The organism is Streptomyces sp. NPDC050508, assembly GCF_040655155.1.
In the GTDB taxonomy this organism is placed as follows: Bacteria; Actinomycetota; Actinomycetes; order Streptomycetales; family Streptomycetaceae; genus Streptomyces.
Genome location: NZ_JBFAJJ010000004.1, coordinates 295,689 through 312,942, shown reverse-complemented (window position 1 = coordinate 312,942; position 17,254 = coordinate 295,689). Strand labels below are relative to the sequence as shown.

17 protein-coding genes are annotated in these 17,254 nt (G+C 69.7%); 8 read left to right on the top strand and 9 right to left on the bottom strand.

Going from position 1 to position 17,254, the window contains the following annotated elements; all coding sequences use genetic code 11:
- The first annotated feature begins 29 nt into the window (after positions 1 to 29).
- Positions 30 to 1,472 (top strand): aminopeptidase P family protein, encoded by a 1,443-nt coding sequence (locus AB0I69_RS13795; protein WP_363095823.1) that lies wholly within the window; start codon positions 30 to 32, stop codon positions 1,470 to 1,472.
- 41 nt (positions 1,473 to 1,513) lie between these two features.
- Here the strand turns inward: AB0I69_RS13795 and AB0I69_RS13790 are convergent, their stop codons facing one another.
- The 4 genes from AB0I69_RS13790 to AB0I69_RS13775 are packed head-to-tail and all read right to left on the bottom strand — an operon-like array spanning position 1,514 to position 5,508.
- Positions 1,514 to 2,329 carry an ABC transporter permease gene (locus AB0I69_RS13790; RefSeq protein ID WP_318020019.1) on the bottom strand — a complete coding sequence of 272 codons (816 nt, stop codon included), beginning with the start codon at positions 2,327 to 2,329 and terminating at the stop codon, positions 1,514 to 1,516.
- A 36-nt stretch (positions 2,330 to 2,365) separates the two neighbouring features.
- Positions 2,366 to 3,229, bottom strand: a complete 864-nt coding sequence (locus AB0I69_RS13785; protein WP_033281641.1) for an ABC transporter permease — start codon at positions 3,227 to 3,229, stop codon at positions 2,366 to 2,368.
- A gap of 3 nt (positions 3,230 to 3,232) precedes the next feature.
- The gene (locus AB0I69_RS13780; RefSeq protein WP_363095822.1) at positions 3,233 to 4,426 is read right to left on the bottom strand and encodes an ABC transporter substrate-binding protein; all 1,194 of its coding nucleotides are present in this window, start codon (positions 4,424 to 4,426) and stop codon (positions 3,233 to 3,235) included.
- Between the two features lie 44 nt (positions 4,427 to 4,470).
- Positions 4,471 to 5,508, bottom strand: a complete 1,038-nt coding sequence (locus tag AB0I69_RS13775; protein WP_363095821.1) for an ABC transporter ATP-binding protein — start codon at positions 5,506 to 5,508, stop codon at positions 4,471 to 4,473.
- Positions 5,509 to 5,639: 131 nt separating this feature from the next.
- Here AB0I69_RS13775 and AB0I69_RS13770 point away from each other — a divergent pair, with 131 nt between their 5' ends.
- Both AB0I69_RS13770 and AB0I69_RS13765 read left to right on the top strand, forming a co-directional pair.
- Positions 5,640 to 6,365: a GntR family transcriptional regulator gene (locus AB0I69_RS13770; protein ID WP_363096137.1), complete on the top strand. Its 726-nt coding sequence runs from the start codon at positions 5,640 to 5,642 to the stop codon at positions 6,363 to 6,365.
- Positions 6,366 to 6,404: 39 nt separating this feature from the next.
- A complete protein-coding gene (locus AB0I69_RS13765; protein ID WP_363095820.1) occupies positions 6,405 to 7,166 on the top strand; it encodes a cache domain-containing protein in 762 nt (253 codons plus the stop codon).
- Between the two features lie 53 nt (positions 7,167 to 7,219).
- On the opposite strand, the gene AB0I69_RS13760 is transcribed toward AB0I69_RS13765, so the two are convergent.
- Positions 7,220 to 7,882, bottom strand: a complete 663-nt coding sequence (locus tag AB0I69_RS13760; protein ID WP_363095819.1) for a hypothetical protein — start codon at positions 7,880 to 7,882, stop codon at positions 7,220 to 7,222.
- Positions 7,883 to 8,106: 224 nt separating this feature from the next.
- Here AB0I69_RS13760 and AB0I69_RS13755 point away from each other — a divergent pair, with 224 nt between their 5' ends.
- Positions 8,107 to 8,763, top strand: coding sequence for a helix-turn-helix transcriptional regulator (locus AB0I69_RS13755; protein ID WP_363095818.1), 657 nt, complete (start codon positions 8,107 to 8,109; stop codon positions 8,761 to 8,763).
- Positions 8,764 to 8,796: 33 nt separating this feature from the next.
- On the opposite strand, the gene AB0I69_RS13750 is transcribed toward AB0I69_RS13755, so the two are convergent.
- Positions 8,797 to 9,822 carry an alpha/beta fold hydrolase gene (locus tag AB0I69_RS13750; protein WP_363095817.1) on the bottom strand — a complete coding sequence of 342 codons (1,026 nt, stop codon included), beginning with the start codon at positions 9,820 to 9,822 and terminating at the stop codon, positions 8,797 to 8,799.
- 218 nt (positions 9,823 to 10,040) lie between these two features.
- Between AB0I69_RS13750 and AB0I69_RS13745 the strand changes: the two genes are divergently transcribed.
- Positions 10,041 to 10,268, top strand: coding sequence for a hypothetical protein (locus AB0I69_RS13745; protein WP_363095816.1), 228 nt, complete (start codon positions 10,041 to 10,043; stop codon positions 10,266 to 10,268).
- Positions 10,269 to 10,274: 6 nt separating this feature from the next.
- On the opposite strand, the gene AB0I69_RS13740 is transcribed toward AB0I69_RS13745, so the two are convergent.
- Entirely contained in the window at positions 10,275 to 10,955 is a 681-nt protein-coding gene (locus AB0I69_RS13740; protein WP_363095815.1) for a 4'-phosphopantetheinyl transferase superfamily protein, read from the bottom strand.
- The gene (locus AB0I69_RS13735; RefSeq protein WP_363095814.1) at positions 10,903 to 11,811 is read right to left on the bottom strand and encodes a metallophosphoesterase; all 909 of its coding nucleotides are present in this window, start codon (positions 11,809 to 11,811) and stop codon (positions 10,903 to 10,905) included. Before AB0I69_RS13735 ends, AB0I69_RS13740 begins: the two co-directional genes overlap by 53 nt.
- Positions 11,812 to 12,114: 303 nt before the next feature.
- Between AB0I69_RS13735 and AB0I69_RS13730 the strand changes: the two genes are divergently transcribed.
- The 3 genes from AB0I69_RS13730 (at position 12,115) to AB0I69_RS13720 (ending at position 15,984) form a co-directional block, all read left to right on the top strand.
- A complete protein-coding gene (locus AB0I69_RS13730) occupies positions 12,115 to 13,269 on the top strand; it encodes an ATP-grasp domain-containing protein (RefSeq protein ID WP_363095813.1) in 1,155 nt (384 codons plus the stop codon).
- 153 nt (positions 13,270 to 13,422) lie between these two features.
- Complete coding sequence (locus tag AB0I69_RS13725) at positions 13,423 to 15,108, top strand: carbohydrate binding domain-containing protein (protein WP_363095812.1); 1,686 nt, start codon at positions 13,423 to 13,425, stop codon at positions 15,106 to 15,108.
- A 138-nt stretch (positions 15,109 to 15,246) separates the two neighbouring features.
- Complete coding sequence (locus AB0I69_RS13720; protein WP_363095811.1) at positions 15,247 to 15,984, top strand: hypothetical protein; 738 nt, start codon at positions 15,247 to 15,249, stop codon at positions 15,982 to 15,984.
- A 7-nt stretch (positions 15,985 to 15,991) separates the two neighbouring features.
- Here AB0I69_RS13720 and AB0I69_RS13715 read toward each other — a convergent pair whose 3' ends face one another.
- A complete protein-coding gene (locus tag AB0I69_RS13715; RefSeq protein ID WP_363095810.1) occupies positions 15,992 to 17,242 on the bottom strand; it encodes an alpha-L-fucosidase in 1,251 nt (416 codons plus the stop codon).
- Positions 17,243 to 17,254 lie beyond the last annotated feature (12 nt).

The following is a 17,254-nucleotide window of genomic DNA, read 5'->3' as shown; positions in this document are numbered from 1 at the left end:
TTTCTCTCGTCGGGTATGTCCCGACGCGAATGTCACCACACACGGAAGAGGTGCCCGACGTGGTCAAGGGCCGAAAGAACGGTCTGTACCGAGGAATCTCCGACGAGCTGTCCGCCCTGATGCGGACCGGCTGGGCCGACACGGAGCGCACGGACCTGGAGCCGACCGAGCAGGCGCCGCACGCGGCCCGCCGCCGGGCCGCGCTGTCCGCGCTCTTCCCGGGCGAGCGCCTGGTCGTGCCGTCCGGGAACCTCCTGATCCGCTCGAACGACAGCCACCACCCGTTCCGCCCGCACTCCGGCTATGTGCATCTCACCGGCGACCAGGCGCGCAACGGCGCCCTGGTCCTGGAGCCCCGCCCCGACGGCGGCCACGACGCGCACTGCTACCAACTCCCCCGCGACAGCCGGGACAGCGACGAGTTCTGGACCGGCTACACCGCCGAGCTGTGGATGGGCCGCCGCCGCTCACTGGCCGAGTCGGCGCTGGTGCTCGGGCTGCCGTGCCGTGACATCCGCACGATCGCCGACGACCTGGCGAAGACCGCCGGGACACCCACCCGCATCGTCCGCGGAGTCGACCCGGCCCTGGACTCCGCGCTGGACACCGACGAGGAACGGGACGACGAGTTCGAGTCGGCCGTGTCCGCGCTGCGGCTCGTCAAGGACGAGTGGGAGATCGGTGAGATGCGCCGGGCCGTCGACTCCACGGTGCGCGGATTCACCGATGTCGTACGGGAGTTGTCGCAGGCGGTCGCCACCTCGGAGCGCTGGATCGAGGGCACGTTCTTCCGCCGGGCCCGCGTCGAGGGCAACCATGTCGGCTACGGCTCGATCTGCGCCGCCGGTGAGCACGCCACGATCATGCACTGGACGGACAACGACGGCCCGGTCCGCCCCGGTGAACTCCTGCTGCTGGACGCGGGAGTGGAGACGCACAGCCTCTACACCGCCGACGTCACCCGCACGCTCCCGATCGACGGCACGTTCTCCCCGGTCCAACGCACGGTCTACGACGCGGTGTTCGAGGCTCAGGAGGCCGGCATGGCGGCGGTGAAGCCGGGTGCCAGGTACCGGGACTTCCACGAGGCGGCCCAGCGGTCCCTGGCCGAGCGGCTGGTGGAGTGGGGTTTCATCGAGGGGCCGGCCGAGCGGGCGTACGAGCTGTCGCTGCAGCGGCGGTTCACGATGGCGGGCACCGGGCACATGCTGGGGCTCGACGTCCACGACTGCGCCCAGGCGCGCAACGAGGAGTACGTGGACGGGGTCCTGGAACCCGGCATGGTGCTGACCGTCGAGCCGGGCCTGTACTTCCAGCCCGACGATCTGACGGTGCCGGAGGAGTGGCGCGGCATCGGCGTCCGGATCGAGGACGATCTGCTGGTGACGGCGGACGGCTACGAGAACCTGTCGGCGGGGCTGCCTCGCTCGGCCGACGAAGTCGAGGTGTGGATGCGGGAGTTCGCGGGCTGAGTGCGTCGACCGGTCACCCCGGCAAGCGGGGTGACCGGTCGTCAGACGCGGCTCGCGGTGGCCGTGTCGGCGGACAGTCGCTGGGCGACGTAGATCGGCAGCACGGAGAGCAGGACGAGTACCGCGGCCACCACGTTGACCACCGGGGCCTGTTGGGGCCTGGTCATGTTGTTGAAGATCCAGATCGGCAGGGTCTCGATGCCGGGTCCGGCGGTGAACGTGGTCACCACGATCTCGTCGAAGGACAGCGCGAAGGCGAGCAGTCCGCCCGCGAGGAGCGCCGAGCGCACCAGCGGGAAGGTGACGTCGACGAAGGCACGGAAGGTGTCTGCGCCCAGGTCCATCGCGGCCTCCTCGTACGAGCCGGAGGTGCGCCGGAGGCGGGCGACGACGTTGTTGAAGACGACGACGATGCAGAAGGTGGCGTGCCCGACGATCACCGTGAACAGGCCGAGGCCCACGCCGAGCGGCTCAAGTACCGTACTGAACGCCGAGTTGAGGGCGATGCCCGTGACGATGCCGGGCAGCGCGATCGGCAGGACGACCACGAAGGAGATGGCGTCGCGGCCGAAGAAGCGGTACCGGGCGACCGCGAAGGCGATCAGCGTGCCGAGCACCAGGGCGATGGCGGTGGCGCCGAGGCCGGCCTTCACCGAGACCCAGAGGGCAGCGCGGGCACCCGAGTTCTGCCAGGCGACCGACCACCAGTGCAGGGTCAGGGTGGACGGTGGCCAGCTCGCGCTGCGGTCCGGGTTCAGGGAGTTGACGAGGACGAGCAGCAGCGGGACGTAGATCACCGCGAAGCCGAACCCGGCGGCCACGCGCAGTGCGATACGCGCGGAACGGGAGAGTTGCATGACATGTCACCCCCTTCAGAGGCGGTCGGGAATCATCTACAGGCTGCTCAACGCGCCCGTGCGGCGCATCGCGAGCAGGTACACCACGATGACGACGACGGGGACGGTGCCGAGGGCGGCGGCCATGGGCAGGTTGAGTTCGATGTTGGAGTAGACGAGGTTGCCGATGAGCTGGGTCTTGCCGCCGACGATCTGGACGGTGATGTAGTCGCCGAGGCTGAGCGAGAAGGTGAAGATCGACCCGGCGGCGACGGACGGCAGCACCATCGGCAGTACCACCGACCGGAAGGTCCGGCCCGCCCGCGCGCCCAAGTCCGCCGACGCGTCAAGGAGGTTGGCGGGGAGCTGCTCCAGCGCGGTGTGGATCGGCAGGACCATGTACGGCAGCCAGAGGTAGGTGAGCGTGAGGACGGTGGCGGGCAGCCCGAAGCCGGGTCCGCTCAGGCCGAACGGCTTCAACATCCAGTCGGCCAGGCCGCCTTGGGAGAGGATGAGCCGCCACGCGTACACCTTGACCAGGTAACTGGCCCACAACGGGGTGAGGATGGCGACCACGAGCAGCGGACGCCACTTGGCCTTGGCGACGCGGGCCGTGTAGAAGGCGAGCGGGAACGCGATCACGGCGCACAGGACCGTGACGGCGAGTGCGACGCCGATGCTGCGCAGGATGACCTGCCGGTACACGGGCACCGTGAACAGCTCGTGGAAGTTGTCGGTCGACCAGACCTTCACCACTTCGGAGGTGAAGGAGTCCGTCGTCCAGAACGCGGAGACGAACAGCACGCTCAGGGAGCCGAGATAGAGCACGGCGAGCCAGAGCAGCGGTGCGGTGAGCAGCAGGGAGAGCCGCAACCGGGGGCGCCGGTACAGCGCCCCCGCGGTCCGGTTCAGCAAGGACATGTCTCAGCCCTTGATCTCGGTCCAGGCCTGTACCCACTTGGCGTACGGCACGCACTTGACGTCGGTGCGGCCGTCGAGGCACTGCTCGATGGGCGTGTTCCAGAAGGCGATGTTCTTCCAGTACGCGGTGTCGGCGGCGTGGTAGGTGGCGCAGAAGTTCTTGTCGCTGGTCTCGGCGCAGGCCTTGGCGTTGGCGGGGGCCTCGCCGAAGTACTCGGCGACCTGGGCGTTGACCTTCGGGGAGACGATCCAATTGAGCCACTGGTAGGCGCAGTTGGGGTGCTTGGCCTTGGCGGAGATCATCCAGGTGTCGGACCAGCCGGTCGAACCCTCCTTGGGGACGAAGGCCTTGATCTTGGTGCCCTCGTCGGCGGTGAGGTTGGCGATGACCTGCCAGGTGGTGCCGACGACGGAGTCGCCGCTCTTGAAGGCGGAGATCTCCTTGAGGTAGTCGCTCCAGTACTCGCCGATGTCCGCGTTCTGCTTCTTCAGCAGGGCGACGGCGGCGTCGAACTGTGTCTGGTCGAGGGCGTACGGGTCCTTGATCTTCAACTCGGGCTTGGTGGCCTTGAGGTAGAGGGCCGCGTCGGCGATGTAGATCGGCGAGTCGTACGCGGTGACATGGCCCTTGTACTTGGAGGCGCCGTCGAAGACCGCGGCCCAGGAGGTCGGGGCGGGGGTGACCTTCTGGGTGTTGTACATCAGGAGGTTGGCGCCGCGACCGTGCGGGATGCCGTAGGCCTTGCCCTTGACCGAGTTCCAGGCCTGGAGCTTCAAGTCGGGGAAAATGTCCTTGTAGTTGGGGACGAGGTTCGTGTTGACGGGGGCGGCGTCGCCGGAGGCTATGAGGCGCAGGGAGGCGTCGCCGGAGGCGGAGACGGCGTCGTACTCGCCGGTCTTCATCAGCTTGACCATCTCGTCGGAGCTGGCGGCGACCTTGGAGTTGACCTGGCAGCCGGTCTGCTTCTCGAAGTCGCTGACCCAGTTCACCTTGGGGTCGTTGGAGCCGTCCTCGACGTAGCCGGCCCAGGCGATCAGGTTGACCTCGCCCTCGCTCTTGCCGAGCTTCGACTGGGCTTTGAGGTCAGGGGGGTTGAGGCCGCCGCCCGACGAACTGCTGTCGGAGGAGCCGCAGGCGGTGGCGGCGAGCAGGACGGCGGAACAGGCCGCCACCTGGAGGGTTCGGGTGAGACGCACGGCGTTCTCCATGGGTGGAGGAGATGGGTGGAGGAGCGAGCGGGTCAGCGGGGGTCGGGAACGTGCACCGTGTGGCGCCGGTGCCATTGCAGTCGCACCCGGCTGCCGCGGTAGGCGGCCGCGTCCTCGGCGGAGGTCTCCAGGTTCTGCTGGAGTGCGGTGAGCCGGCCGCCGGCGTCGAGGTCGACGAGGAAGCGGGTCGAGTCCCCGAGGTAGACGACCTCCGCGACGGTGCCCGCAGCGGTCTCGTGGTCCGGGTCGGCGGGCTCGGCGGAGTCCTTGAGGACGCGGATCTTCTCGGGCCGGATGCTGTAGGTGCCCGCGGTGCCGACGATCCGCTGGGCGGACTCGCCCTCCAGCAGGTTGGAGGTGCCGACGAAGGAGGCGACGAAGGGGGTCGCGGGGCGTTCGTAGACCTCGGCGGGGGTGCCGATCTGTTCGATGCGGCCCTGGTCGAAGACGGCGATGCGGTCGCTCATCGTCAGGGCCTCCTCCTGGTCGTGGGTGACGAAGACGAAGGTGATGCCCACCTCTCGCTGGAGCGCCTTGAGTTCGACCTGCATCTGCTCGCGCAGTTTCAGGTCGAGGGCGCCGAGTGGCTCGTCGAGCAGCAGCACGCGGGGGCGGCCGACGAGGGCGCGGGCGAGGGCGACGCGCTGCCGCTGCCCGCCGGAGAGCTGGGCCGGGCGGCGGGTGCCGTAGCTCTCAAGTCGTACTTCCGCGAGGGCTTTTCGGGCGCGGACGAGCCGTTCGGCCTTGGGAACCTTGCGGACCTTGAGGCCGTAGGCGACGTTCTGTTCGACCGTCATGTGCGGGAAGAGGGCGTAGTCCTGGAAGACGGTGTGGACGTCCCGTTCGAAGGGGGCGAGTCCGGTGACGTCCTGGCCGGCGAGTTCGATGGTGCCCCCGGTGGGGCTCTCGAAGCCGGCGATCATGCGGAGCACGGTCGTCTTGCCCGAGCCGGACGGGCCGAGCATCGAGAAGAACTCGCCGTCCCTGATCTCCAGGTCGACCCCGGCCACCGCGGTCGTCTCCCCGAACGATTTCCGCAGATCCCGCAGCCGGATCGCAATCCCCTCCATGGGCGGGAACCTTTCTGGTGCTCTGTAACGTTGCACGAAAACATATGAAGTCATAGTTCAAATCTCAAGACCCCTTTAAGGTAAAGCTTGAGTCAACGTGCAAGGTGGTGGCCGTGAACCAGCAGCAGCACATGAACGGCGGCGCCCGGAAAGCCGTCTTCGCCCCGGTCGACAACCGGGCGCGGGTCGACGCCGTCGTCAGCAGGCTCGGGGACGCCATCGAACTCGGACTGCTCTCCGACGGCGAGCAGCTCCCGGGCGAGAGCGAGCTGGCCGGGCAGCTCGGGGTCTCCACGGTGACCCTGCGGGAGGCGCTGATGGCGCTGCGCCAGCAGGGCCTCGTCACCACCCGCCGGGGGCGCGGCGGCGGCAGCTTCGTCTCGCTGCCCGAAGTCCCCGGCGAGGAGCGGCTGAGGGTCCGGCTGCGCGGCTGGAGCACCGAGGAGCTGCGCGACCTGGGCGACCACTGGGCGGCCCTGTCCGGCACCGCGGCCCGGCTCGCCGCACAGCGCACCGAGCCCGAGGATCTGGTCCAACTCCGGCGTACGGCCGAGGAGTTGACGCAGGCCGAGGACGCGGCGGCGCGCGGCCGGGTGTACGGCCGTTTCCATGTCGAACTCGCCGCCGCCGCACAGTCCGCCCGGCTCACCCGCGAACAGGTCGCGTTGCAGACCGAGGTCGGCGCACTGCTGTGTCTCGTGCTCGGGAGTGACGAATATCGTGAAGAAGCCGCAGCCCGTCACCGCTCCGTAATCTCGGCCGTGCAAGATGGGGCCCACGATTCGGCCAGGGAGTTGGCCGAGCGGTGCGTGCAGGAATCGACGGCCCGGCTCATCGCCGAACGTCTGGCCCTGTAGCCGCCACCGCGTCCGCTCCCCGTCTGCTGGAGGGCACGCATGAGCCTCGCGACGGCAACGCCGGCCACGGCACCCGAGCAGTCCGTCGCGGCAGGGGTCCGCTCGGCCCTGGAGTCCGTGTTCGACGCCGTGGCCACCACCCGCGCCGACACGACGGCCCTGCTGGCCAAGGTGGCCGCACAGGGCCGCCGCCCGGCAACCGTGGACCTGGCGGCACTGCGCCCGGGCCTCCATCTCCGGCTCGCCCGCCACGAGTTGGTGTCCGGCGTCGGCTTCGTCGCCGCGCCTGGCCTGCTGAGTGACGTACCGGCCTGGCTGGAGTGGTGGCAGTCCACGTCCGACGGTGGCATACGACCGCTGCTGCTCGACCTCGACCCCGAGCACTCGGCGTACGCCGACTACACGCACTGGGACTGGTTCGCGCTGCCCCGCGACACCGGGGAGCGGGCGGTCGCCGGGCCGTACGTCGACTACCTCTGCTCGGACGAGTACAGCCTGACGCTGTCCGCGCCGGTCCATGTGGAGGGACGGTTCGCCGGGGTGGCCGCGGCAGACGTGTACCTACGGCACTTCGAGGCGGCCGTGATGCCGATGCTGCACCAACTGCCCGGGCCGGCCCGGCTGGTGAACGCGCGCGGCCGGGTCGCCGCGTCCACCGATCCCCGGCACCTGGTCGGTTCGCTCAGCAAGGGACCTGCCTTCGCCGAGGCCCTCGCGACGGGCCGGGCGGGGTACGCGCAGGGTTCGCGGTTGGTGCCGTGCGACGGGGTGCCGTTGGTGCTGGTCGTCGCGGAGCGGTGACCGAACTCGCGTATCTGCGGCCCGAGTTGAGGCGGTCGGGGCGGAGCCGGCACTCACTCGGCCGCGGGGACCACCCTCAGATGCCCGGCACCACGTCCCACCCGGCGAGCCCTGGCCGGCGGGATGCGGCGGGCCTCACGGAGGACCAGTGTCAGGCGCGTATAGCCCATGTTCTCAAGGGTCTTGGGGGTCTCTCCGACGACACGGCAGTCGGTGGCGCCCCAGCGCGGGTCGGGATGCAGTACCGGGCGGACGGCGCCGTCGTGCTCCACGGCCTCCTCGCCCACCGCGCGGATCCAGTGCGGCAGGCCCTGCCGGTAGGCGGCCTCCATGATCGGGTCCTGGGCGATGTCACGGCGGATCGCCTGCAGGCCGTGGTCGTGGCCGTGGCTCTCCACGGCGGAGGCGAAGTGGGCCAGCATCGGCAGGCACCAGCTCGACTCGTGCTCACCGAGAACGGTGCTCGCGTCGGGGTGGAAGAGGACGAAGCGAAGGAAGTTGTCGCCCGGCATGGCCGTCGGATGCGGGCCGACCGCCCGGAAAAGTGACTTGAACGCGCCGTTGGTCAACACCACGTCCCAGCGGTGGTCCATGACGACGGAGGGGAAAGGGACGGCCTCCAACAGCGTGGCGTAGTCCAGCAGATACGCCTGGGCTTCGGGACTCTCGGGGACGGGCCGCGGTGCGGACCGCTGCCCACCTGCCTGATATGCCATCGGGAGGTCACCCCTCTTGCCTATGCGGCCTTCTCGCGGCGCCTTGATCCTGCTGCCCCGGCACTTGCCGTGTCAACTATCGTGGCATTTCATGCTGGTTGACGGCTGAAATTGGCCACAGTTGTGGCGAGACCTGGATGCGAGTTCGAACGAACCGCTACTCTCCGGGATGTTCACGGCCCCCCGTTTGTGAGAAGCCTGTGAGAGACGTAGGAGATCTGTCGGTGTCGGATGGCTTCGAGGTACCGGGTGCGACGGCGAACACTGTGCTGCCCGCTGTCGTCGAGCGCGTCAGCGCGCTCGCCGAGCGGCTCGACGTTCCGCAGCCCGAGGTCTTCCAGGTGGGCCGGCTGTCCGTCGCCTCCGGCGTCCCGGAGTCCGTGGTCAGAGCCCTGTTGAGCGGTCGCCCCGCGGGCGAGCCCGATGTGCAGGCGCGGTTCCTGCAACGTCTCGACCTGCTGCGCCGCACCAGACTCAAGCCCAACGGGCGCAAGTACACCCAGCAGGAGATCGCCGACGGCGCGGGCATGTCCCGCCAGCAGGCGGGCGCGCTCATCAACGGCGACCGGCGTCCCACCATGGAGCACTGTGACGCGCTCCAGCGCTTCTTCCGTGTGCACGCGGGATTCCTCACGGCCGAGGACCCCGAGGCCCTCGCGGGCGCCCTCCAGCGCAGCGAGCAGGAGCTGTTGCAGAAGCTCGCCGACCGCGAGCGGGCGGCGGCCGAGGCCGCGGGGGACCCGCTGGAGCGGCTGCTGCAGGACCACGGAGTGCGCGGAATCGCCTGGCGGGCCGCGCAGTTGCCCACCGACCAGCATCGCGACAAGGTCGCCGAGTGGCTGGACATGCTGCTGGAGAGCGTGAAGCGCCCCGAGTCGTGATCCGGGGCCGCACGACCGAGGGTTGACGGAGCGTCAGGTCGCGCTGCGTTCGCTCGCCTCCCGCAGGTCCCGCTCCATCGCGCCGCTCTGGGCCGTGACGCCGGGGCGGCCCTCGCACAGGAGGTCGCGCCAGTGCTCGCGGCTCCAGTGGGCGGGAGTGGTGGTGGCGGTGAATTCCCCTACCAGGGCGAGGAATCGGGCCGGGTCGGTGTGGAACGGGAAGTGCCCCGCCCCTTCGAAGATCTCCAGTCGGCTGCCCGGCATCGCCTCGTGGGCGCCGTGGGCGTGCCGTACCGGTACCACACTGTCCCGGTCGCCCCACAGCAGCATGGTCGGCATGCCCTCGGTCAGATAGCAGCGGTCGAGCATGGTCACCACCTGGCCCCGCCAGTCGACGACCGCGCGCAGGGTGCGGATGAAGGCATTGCGGGCGGTCTCGTCCGGCAACGCGTCGACGAGGGTGAGCAGTTCGGGGGCGTCCCGGCCGAGGTCGGTGTCGAGGAGCCTCAGCAGCCCTACGGTGAGGCCGACTTGGAATCGCATGCCGGGCAACCGCAGTGCGGACAGGGCCAGATGGGAACCCGGGAGCGAGACGAGCCGTAGCACCGGATTGACCTCGCGGCCGACGCCGCCCGCGCTGACGAGGATGAGGCGTTCGGTGCGCTCGGGGAACTGGTAGGCGAACTGCATCGCCACTCCCCCGCCCAGCGAGTGCCCGAGCAGGGTCGCGGACTCGATGCCGAGGGTGGTGAGCAGATCGCGCACGCCGTTCGCGTAGGCGGCGACCGAGTAGTCGGCCCGTGGTTTGTCGGAGGCGCCGTGGCCGAGGAGGTCGGGCGCGATGACGGTGTGGGTGCGGGCGAGGTCGGGGATCAGGTCGGCCCAGGTGGCGGAGGAGTCGCCGATGCCGTGGATGAGGACCAGGGCCGGGCCCTCGCCGGCCATGCGGAAGGCACGGCGGTATCCGTGCACGACGCGGTACTGCAGCTCAAGTTCTCCGTCGCCCACCGAGCGCAGTCGTGCGGCGCGCGCCGGGCGCCGTGCCGGGACGTCCTCCACGCACTCGCCTCCCGTTCACCTGGCCGCCCGGAGACGGCCGAAAGCCCTTCCTCTCAGCGTAGGGCCGCTGTCCCACCGGGGATTTCGGTGACGTTTCGCCTCCGCTAAGCGGGCGAACCGCAGCCCGGGGAAACGGGATTGTCAGTGGCAGGCGGCAAGCTGGAGTCGTGCCACCGCCGTGCGGGGGCGCATGACGTCGACCAGGGGAGAGCCGTCCTATGCAGACCGCAGTGATGACCGACCGTGAACGCGCGGCCGTCCAGGCCTATCTACGGCTGCTGCACACGGTCCGAGCAGCCTTCGACGGTCCGCCGGGCGACCCTCGACCGGTCCTCGTCCCACCTTCGGTACTGGCCGAGGCGGACCAGGCACTGACGGACGCAGGGCTCGCGGGCAACGAGGAGGCGTTCTTCGGGCTGCTGCAGAGCTGGTGCCCGAAGGGATGAGGAGGTTCACGGATGCGGGACCGTGACCGCTGTGGCGACCAGTCCGCGTGCGACGGTCCAGCGGCCCGCGAAGAAGTCGAGGCGTTCGCCGTCGACCACCGGCCCGGGGACGAGGAGGCGGGCGCGGAGGCTGCCGCGTGTCTCCTCGCCGGGGTCCGTGAAGACCTCGATGTCGGCCTCCGAGAAGTCCAGCCACTTTCCGGTGAGGGGGAACCACGCCTTGTAGACGGACTCCTTGGCGCTGAAGAGGAGCCGGTCCCAGTGCACGGTGGGCCGCTCCGTCGACAGGCGCGCCAGGCGTTCCCGTTCGGCGGGCAGTGCGACGGCGGTGAGGACGCCGTCCGGGAGCGGGGCGTGGGGTTCGGCGTCGATGCCGAGACTCGCGAGGTCGCTACCGCGGGCCAGGGCGGCGGCGCAGTAGCCGTCGCAGTGGGTCATGCTGCCGATGAGACCGGCAGGCCAGGTCGGCGCGCCGTGGGCACCGGGCAGGATCGGCTGCGGGGGCACGCCGAGCTTGTCCATGGCGCGCCGGGCGCAGGCCCGTACGGCGGTGAACTCGCGGCGGCGCTTGGGCACCGCCCGGGCGATGCGTGCCTCTTCCTCGGGGTACAGCGGGGCGTCCTGGAGCCCCTCGTCACCGTGTGTCTCCACGGTCACCACGGAGTCCGGGAGCAGCTCCTCGATCACCGGTTGCGACCTCCATCGGCAGGATGCGGCGCAGTCGGCCCGGGGGTTCCGGGCGCTTCTGCCACTCGCGGGGGTATCCCACGGACACCTCTTCGAAGCGGACCCCCTCGTGGTGGGTGGTCCGCGGGATGTGGAGATGGCCGTAGACCATGGTGTCCACGCGGAATCTGCGGTGCCAGTCGGCGGTCAGGGTGGTGCCGCACCACATGGCGAACTCGGGGTACCACAGAACCTCGGTGGGGTGCCGGTCCAGGGGGTAGTGGTTGATCAGGACCGTGGGCAGGGTGTCGGGGATCCCGGTGAGCCGGCGTTCGGTCTCGGCGACCCGGGCCCGGCACCAGGCCTCGCGGCTGGGGTAGGGGTCGGGGTGCAGCAGGAACTCGTCGTTGCAGACGATGCCGGTGCCGTGCGCGTACGTCAGTCCCTCGTCCTTGGTGGCGCAGCCGGCCGGCAGGAACGAGTAGTCGTAGAGCAGGAAGAGGGGAGCTACGACGACCGGGCCGCCAGGACCCTCCCAGACGGGGTAGGGGTCCTCGGGGGTGAGGACGCCCAGCTCGCGGCACAGGGCGACGAGGTGGTCGTAGCGGGCGACGCCGCGCAGGGTGACGGGGTCCTTGGGGTGGGTCCACAGTTCGTGGTTGCCGGGGGCCCAGAGGACCTTGCGGAAGCGGCCGGCGAGGAGTTCGAGGACCCAGCGGATGTCGGCCACGGTCTCGGCGATGTCACCGGCCACGATCAGCCAGTCGTCGTCCGTGACGGGGCGCATGTTCTCGACCAGGGCGCGGTTCTCGGCGTACCCGATGTGCAGGTCGCTGATGGCCAGCAGCTGTCCGGCACCACCGGCCGTCGACTCCACCCTCGCCCCCTCAGCGCACCCGAATGAGCCCACGAGATCACATCCCGCCGTTCCGCGACAAGACGGCCGGACGGACGACGGAGGCGGGGCGGCGCTGTGGCAGGAGTTCATCCGTCGGGTTGGCAGCGTCGGGAAATCCGTAACATGGGTGTTGCACGCGGCACCCTTTGAAAGCCGTATGATCGCCCCAACACCACCGCCACGAACGCCTCTTCGCCGAGGGCGGTTTGGTGTACCTCCAACCACCCTGGCCGGGCACGGCCTCGCTCCGCCGTGCCCGCGAACCCGAAAGGACGGCCCTGCATGGTCTCTCGCGTACGCGTCTGGCTCAACCGCACGTACGCGGAGAACGTGTTCTTCATGGATCAGCTGCGGAGAAATCCCAGCGATCGGGCCGTCGAGATCCATGCCACGCACGGCGACGCGGACTCCCCCGTACTGGCCGCCGCCGACACCGCCGACCTGGAGCCCGAGGGCCTGTCCCCGGCCGCGTACGTCGAGTACGCCCTCGACCAGTGCGCCCGCCGCGGCATCGACGTGTTCGTGCCCCGGCTGCACCAGTCGGAGATCGTGGCGCACCGCGCGGACTTCGCGGCGGTGGGTACGGCGCTGCTGGCGCCGACCCCCGAGGCGGTCGCCGTCTTCCACGACAAGGTGATCGCGTACGAGGCGGTCCAGGCGATCGGCGTGCCCGTACCGCCGTGGTGGCGGGTCCGCACGGCGCCCGAACTCGTCGCCGCCGTCGAGGAGTTGGAGGACGCCGGGCACAAGGCGTGCTTCAAGCCGGCGTCCGGTGCGGGCGGGGTGGGCTTCCGTGTGGTCACGCGCGCCCCCTTCTCGCTCATGCACCTCAACGGATTCCCGAGCCCCTACGTCCCGCTCGACACGGTCGTCGAGGCGCTGGAGCAGGCCGACGAGCAGGTCGACTGGCTGGTCATGCCGCGCCTGGAGGAGCCGGAGGTGTCGGTGGACTGCCTGACCGGTCCCGACAACCTGGTCCGGCTCGCCGTGGGCCGCACGAAGAACGGCCGCCGTCGCGGTTTCACCCTGCACGAGCAGTGGCTGGAGCCGGCCCGCCGGATCGCGGAGGGCTTCGGGCTGCACTACCTCTCCAACATCCAGTTCCGGATGTTCGGCGACCACCCCGTGCTGATGGACGTCAACACCCGCCCCGCGGGCGGCCTGCACCAGCTGTCGCTGTGCGGGGTCAACGCCCCTTGGGCGGCAGTGCAGTTGGCGCTCGGCGAGGACCCGGGCACCATGGAGCCGCCGTTCCTGGGCGCGGACTACGCGGTGGTCTCGGGCCCCCGTCAGCTGCGTCCCGTGTCGCTCCCGCACCAGCGCGCGGAGGAGTCGGAGCCCCTGCTCCCGACGGTTCCGGCGCAGGCCGAGGCGGAGACGGAGAGCGAGAGCGCCCGGACGCCCGAGGTCGGCAGCCGGGCCGCCGCCCGGGCCTAGGCTCCCGGATCAACTCGACCCGAACGGCACCACAATTTCATACCGGTCTGGACCAATCATGGCACCGCATCTTGACACCGTGATTGGTCCATACCAACTTGGTTGCGCACCTTCCTGCACTCCCGAACACCCCCATTCCTTCAGGGAGATCGCGTGCGCAACACACTCAGACGTTCCAGACGTCGGTTCCTTGCCCTGCTCGGTACCGCCGCCCTGGCCATGGCCGGGGCCATCGCGCTGCCCGGCACCGCGCAGGCGGCCAACGTCCTGACCAACCCCGGCTTCGAGTCGGGTTCCGTCTCCCCCTGGTCCTGCACCGGAAACCTCGGCTCGGTGGTCTCCTCGCCGGTGCACGGAGGCTCCAAAGCCCTTGCGGGCGCGGTGAGTTCGAGCGACACCGCACAGTGCTCCCAGACGGTCGCCGTGCAACCGAACACGGCGTACTCGCTCAGCGGCTGGGTGCGTGGCAACTATGTCTACCTCGGTGTCAACGGCGGTTCCTCGACGTGGACTTCGTCCCCGTCGGCGTACAGCCAGCTGACGACGTCCTTCACCACCAGCGCCTCGCAGACCAGTGCCACCATCTACGTCCACGGCTGGTACGCGCAGGGCACCTACTACGCGGACGACATCAGCCTGGACGGCCCGGGCGGTGGCGGCGGTGGCGACACCCAGGCCCCGACCGCCCCGACCGGACTGACCTCCACGGGCAAGACGTCGTCGAGCGTGTCCCTGTCGTGGGGCGCCTCGACGGACAACGTGGGCGTCACGGCGTACGACATCTACAGCGGTGCGAACCAGGTGCTCAGCGTCTCCGGTACGAGCGGCACGGTCAGCGGGCTCTCGTCCAGTACCGCCTACACGTTCACCGTGAAGGCGCGGGACGCGGCCGGCAACACCTCGGCGGCCTCCAACTCGGTGAGCGTCACCACGAGTGCCGGCACCGGTGGCGGCACCGGGTTCACCCAGGCCGCGCCGTATCTCTACGAGGGCTGGGGCGATCCCCCGAGTCCGAGCACGGTGATGAGCGCGACCGGCATCAAGTGGTTCACGATGGCGTTCGTGCTGGACTCCGGCGGCTGCACCCCCGCCTGGGACGGCAGCCGGGCACTGACCGGTGGCGTCGATCAGACGGCCATCAACCAGATCCGCGCCGCGGGCGGTGACATCGTCCCCTCCTTCGGTGGCTGGCAGGGCAGCAAGCTCGGCGCCAACTGCTCCTCCGCGAGCGCACTCGCCGGGGCGCTGCAGAAGGTGATCGACGCCTACGGCCTCAAGGCGATCGACATGGACATCGAGAACACGGACGAGTTCGAGAACGAGGCCGTCCAGGCGAAGATCCTGACCGCGCTGAAGACCGTCAAGGCCAACAACGCCGGCCTGAAGACGATCGTCACCTTCGGCACCTCGACCACCGGCCCGACGTACTACGGCAACCGGCTGATCGAGCAGGCGCAGTCGCTCAACGCCAACATCGACGTCTTCACCATCATGCCGTTCGACTTCGGTGGCGGCTCCGACATGTACGGCAACACGGTCGCCGCGGCCGAGGGCCTGAAGACCAAGCTGAAGTCCACGTTCGGCTGGGACGACGCGACGGCGTACTCGCACATCGGTATCTCCGGCATGAACGGTCTGTCGGACCAGTCGGAGACCACAACTCCCGCTATCTGGACCTCGATCCGTGACTGGTCGAACTCGCACCACATCGCGCGGCTCGCGTTCTGGTCGGTCAACCGTGACCGCGGGTGTGCCGGTGGCGGAGTGGTGAGCAACTGCTCCGGCATCAGCCAGAACAACTGGCAGTTCACGTCCATCACGGCCGGCTTCACCGGCTGAAAAGAGTGAGCGGCTGAAGAAGGTACTGGTGCCGGACCCCCGCGGCGGGAAGAATCTTGACCCGATCCGCCGCGGGGGTCTTTCCGTGGCCCAATGACACGGAATCCGGGAGCAGTTCATGACCAGCACGGCTCAACAATGAAGAACAGAGCCGCTGCAGCCGGATGTCTGTCGCTCCTCCTGGTCCTCGCCTCCTGCGGCACCGGAGACAGGGGTTCCGCCCATGTCCCGCCGAGCCAGGCGGACTTACAGGCCTCGGTCCTCGACGACCGCAGACACCTCTTCGCCGGATCCCTCTCGTACGCCACATCGGTCGCGGTGTCCGTCGACGACACCGTGACCTACGACGTCCGCCTCACCGCCCGGGCGAAGAACGCGTCGCCCGGCACGACGCAGCCCGTCGCGGCGACCCGTGCCTTCCGGGTGGGCGGAGTCGAGGGCGCCGCCCTGACCTCGGCGAGCCAGGACGTGCGGGTGGTTCTGCGGGGCGACCGGAAACCGGAGCAGGTCATCGCCCGGCCGGGAGAAAAGGCCGCCTGGCGATGGAGTATCTCCGCGAGCGAGCCCGGCGACTACGACCTCGGGCTCACCGTCACCACCTACCAGGGCCGGTCGGACCTCGCCCTCGACACGCTGGCGCCGCCCCTCACCGTGCGTCTGAGAGTGCGCGACACCTGGTCGCACCGCTGGAACTCGACGCTGGACTCGGTGGAGACCTGGGGCGGAATCGCCGCCGCGCTGGTGACGATCACCGGAGTGATCGTCGCGTGCTGGGGCAGGCTGACCCCGTTGCTGCGCGCCCGCCGGGACTCCTGGCGAGCGCGCGGACAGCGGGGTGACGGAAGCACGGACGAAGAGCGGGACGGGTACCTGTGACCGACCGTCAGAAACGGCCGGAGCCTCGGTAGAGCGCCAACTCCCCATCGAGTTCGACCCGGAGAACCGTGGCGTGCGGATCGAGGTCGGCCGCGGCCGGCGGTTCGATCCACAGCACTCCTACGGCCTCGTGCAGCCCGCCGACGACCCGGTGGGCGAGCTCGGTGCCGGTGCCGAGCACGGTGACCCTGCGGACCGGGGTGACCAGGCCGCGGACGCCGATCTCGGAGCGCGGGATGTCGTACAGGGTGAGATAGAGGGTGCGGCCGTCGGCGGAAAGGGTGCTGGGCCCGTAGTGGTGCCCGGCCGGGAGCCCGCGCACCGTGCCGTACACGGCGTCCGCGTGCCGGCGGATCCACTCCCCCAGCCCTTCGAGGCGCTCGACCTGTGGCCGCGGGATGGTGCCGTCCTCCATCGGGCCGACGTCCAGGAGGAGGTTGCCGCCACCACCGATCGTCTCCGTGAAGTAACGCACCAGCTGGCTCAGCGACTTGTGGTTGTCGTCGTGGTGCTGGTATCCCCACGAGTCGTTGATGGTGAGGCACAACTCCCAGGGCCCGTCCGGGGGTTCGATGGGGGCGCCCTGTTCGGGTGTCGCGTAGTCGCCCTCGCTGAGCATGCGGGCGTTGAACACGACGTGCGGTGAGTACGAGCGGATCAGCGCGGCGAGTTCCCTGATGCGCCACTGTTCCTCGCTGCGGTCCCACTCGCCGTCGAACCACATCAGGTCGGGCCGGTAGCGGGAGGCCAACTCCCGTATCTGGCCGTCCCGGTAGAGGATGAACCGCTCCCAGGCCGCCAGGTCCTCGTCCTCGGCGGAGCACTCGGAGTAACGGTTGTCCTCCTGCTCCGGCGGGCGGCCCGGCTTGCGGGTGGTGGCGTAGTCGGGGTGGTTCCAGTCGGAGTGCGAGTAGTAGAGGCCGACCTTCAGGCCCTGCTCGCGCAGCGCGTCGGCGTAGCCGGTGAGGTAGTCCTTGCCGAGGTTGAGGTCGCCGAACTCGGTGTCCCACAGGGCGACACCGTCGTGGTGCCGGCTGGTGAGGACGGCGTACTTGGCGCCGGCGCGGGCGAACAGGTCGGCCCAGACGCGCGGGTCGTACTTGGCGCCGGTGAAGCGGTCGAGCTGGGACATGTACCGGTCGTGCGGCACGATGTCGTCGTAGAACGACCAGGACTCCTGGACTCCGTCGACGGCGTAGATCCCCCAGTGGACGAAGATCCCCAACTTGGCGTCGGTGAACCACGGTTGCATGGGCACGGCTGAACTCCC

Bases quoted from the DNA above. Each gene is read 5' to 3' on its own strand.
- AB0I69_RS13795 (WP_363095823.1), top strand. From the start codon at position 30: ATGTCACCACACACGGAAGAGGTGCCCGACGTGGTCAAGGGCCGAAAG.
- AB0I69_RS13790 (WP_318020019.1), bottom strand. From the start codon at position 2,329: ATGCAACTCTCCCGTTCCGCGCGTATCGCACTGCGCGTGGCCGCCGGG.
- AB0I69_RS13785 (WP_033281641.1), bottom strand. From the start codon at position 3,229: ATGTCCTTGCTGAACCGGACCGCGGGGGCGCTGTACCGGCGCCCCCGG.
- AB0I69_RS13775 (WP_363095821.1), bottom strand. From the start codon at position 5,508: ATGGAGGGGATTGCGATCCGGCTGCGGGATCTGCGGAAATCGTTCGGG.
- AB0I69_RS13770 (WP_363096137.1), top strand. From the start codon at position 5,640: ATGAACGGCGGCGCCCGGAAAGCCGTCTTCGCCCCGGTCGACAACCGG.
- AB0I69_RS13765 (WP_363095820.1), top strand. From the start codon at position 6,405: ATGAGCCTCGCGACGGCAACGCCGGCCACGGCACCCGAGCAGTCCGTC.
- AB0I69_RS13760 (WP_363095819.1), bottom strand. From the start codon at position 7,882: ATGGCATATCAGGCAGGTGGGCAGCGGTCCGCACCGCGGCCCGTCCCC.
- AB0I69_RS13745 (WP_363095816.1), top strand. From the start codon at position 10,041: ATGCAGACCGCAGTGATGACCGACCGTGAACGCGCGGCCGTCCAGGCC.
- AB0I69_RS13730 (WP_363095813.1), top strand. From the start codon at position 12,115: ATGGTCTCTCGCGTACGCGTCTGGCTCAACCGCACGTACGCGGAGAAC.
- AB0I69_RS13720 (WP_363095811.1), top strand. From the start codon at position 15,247: ATGAAGAACAGAGCCGCTGCAGCCGGATGTCTGTCGCTCCTCCTGGTC.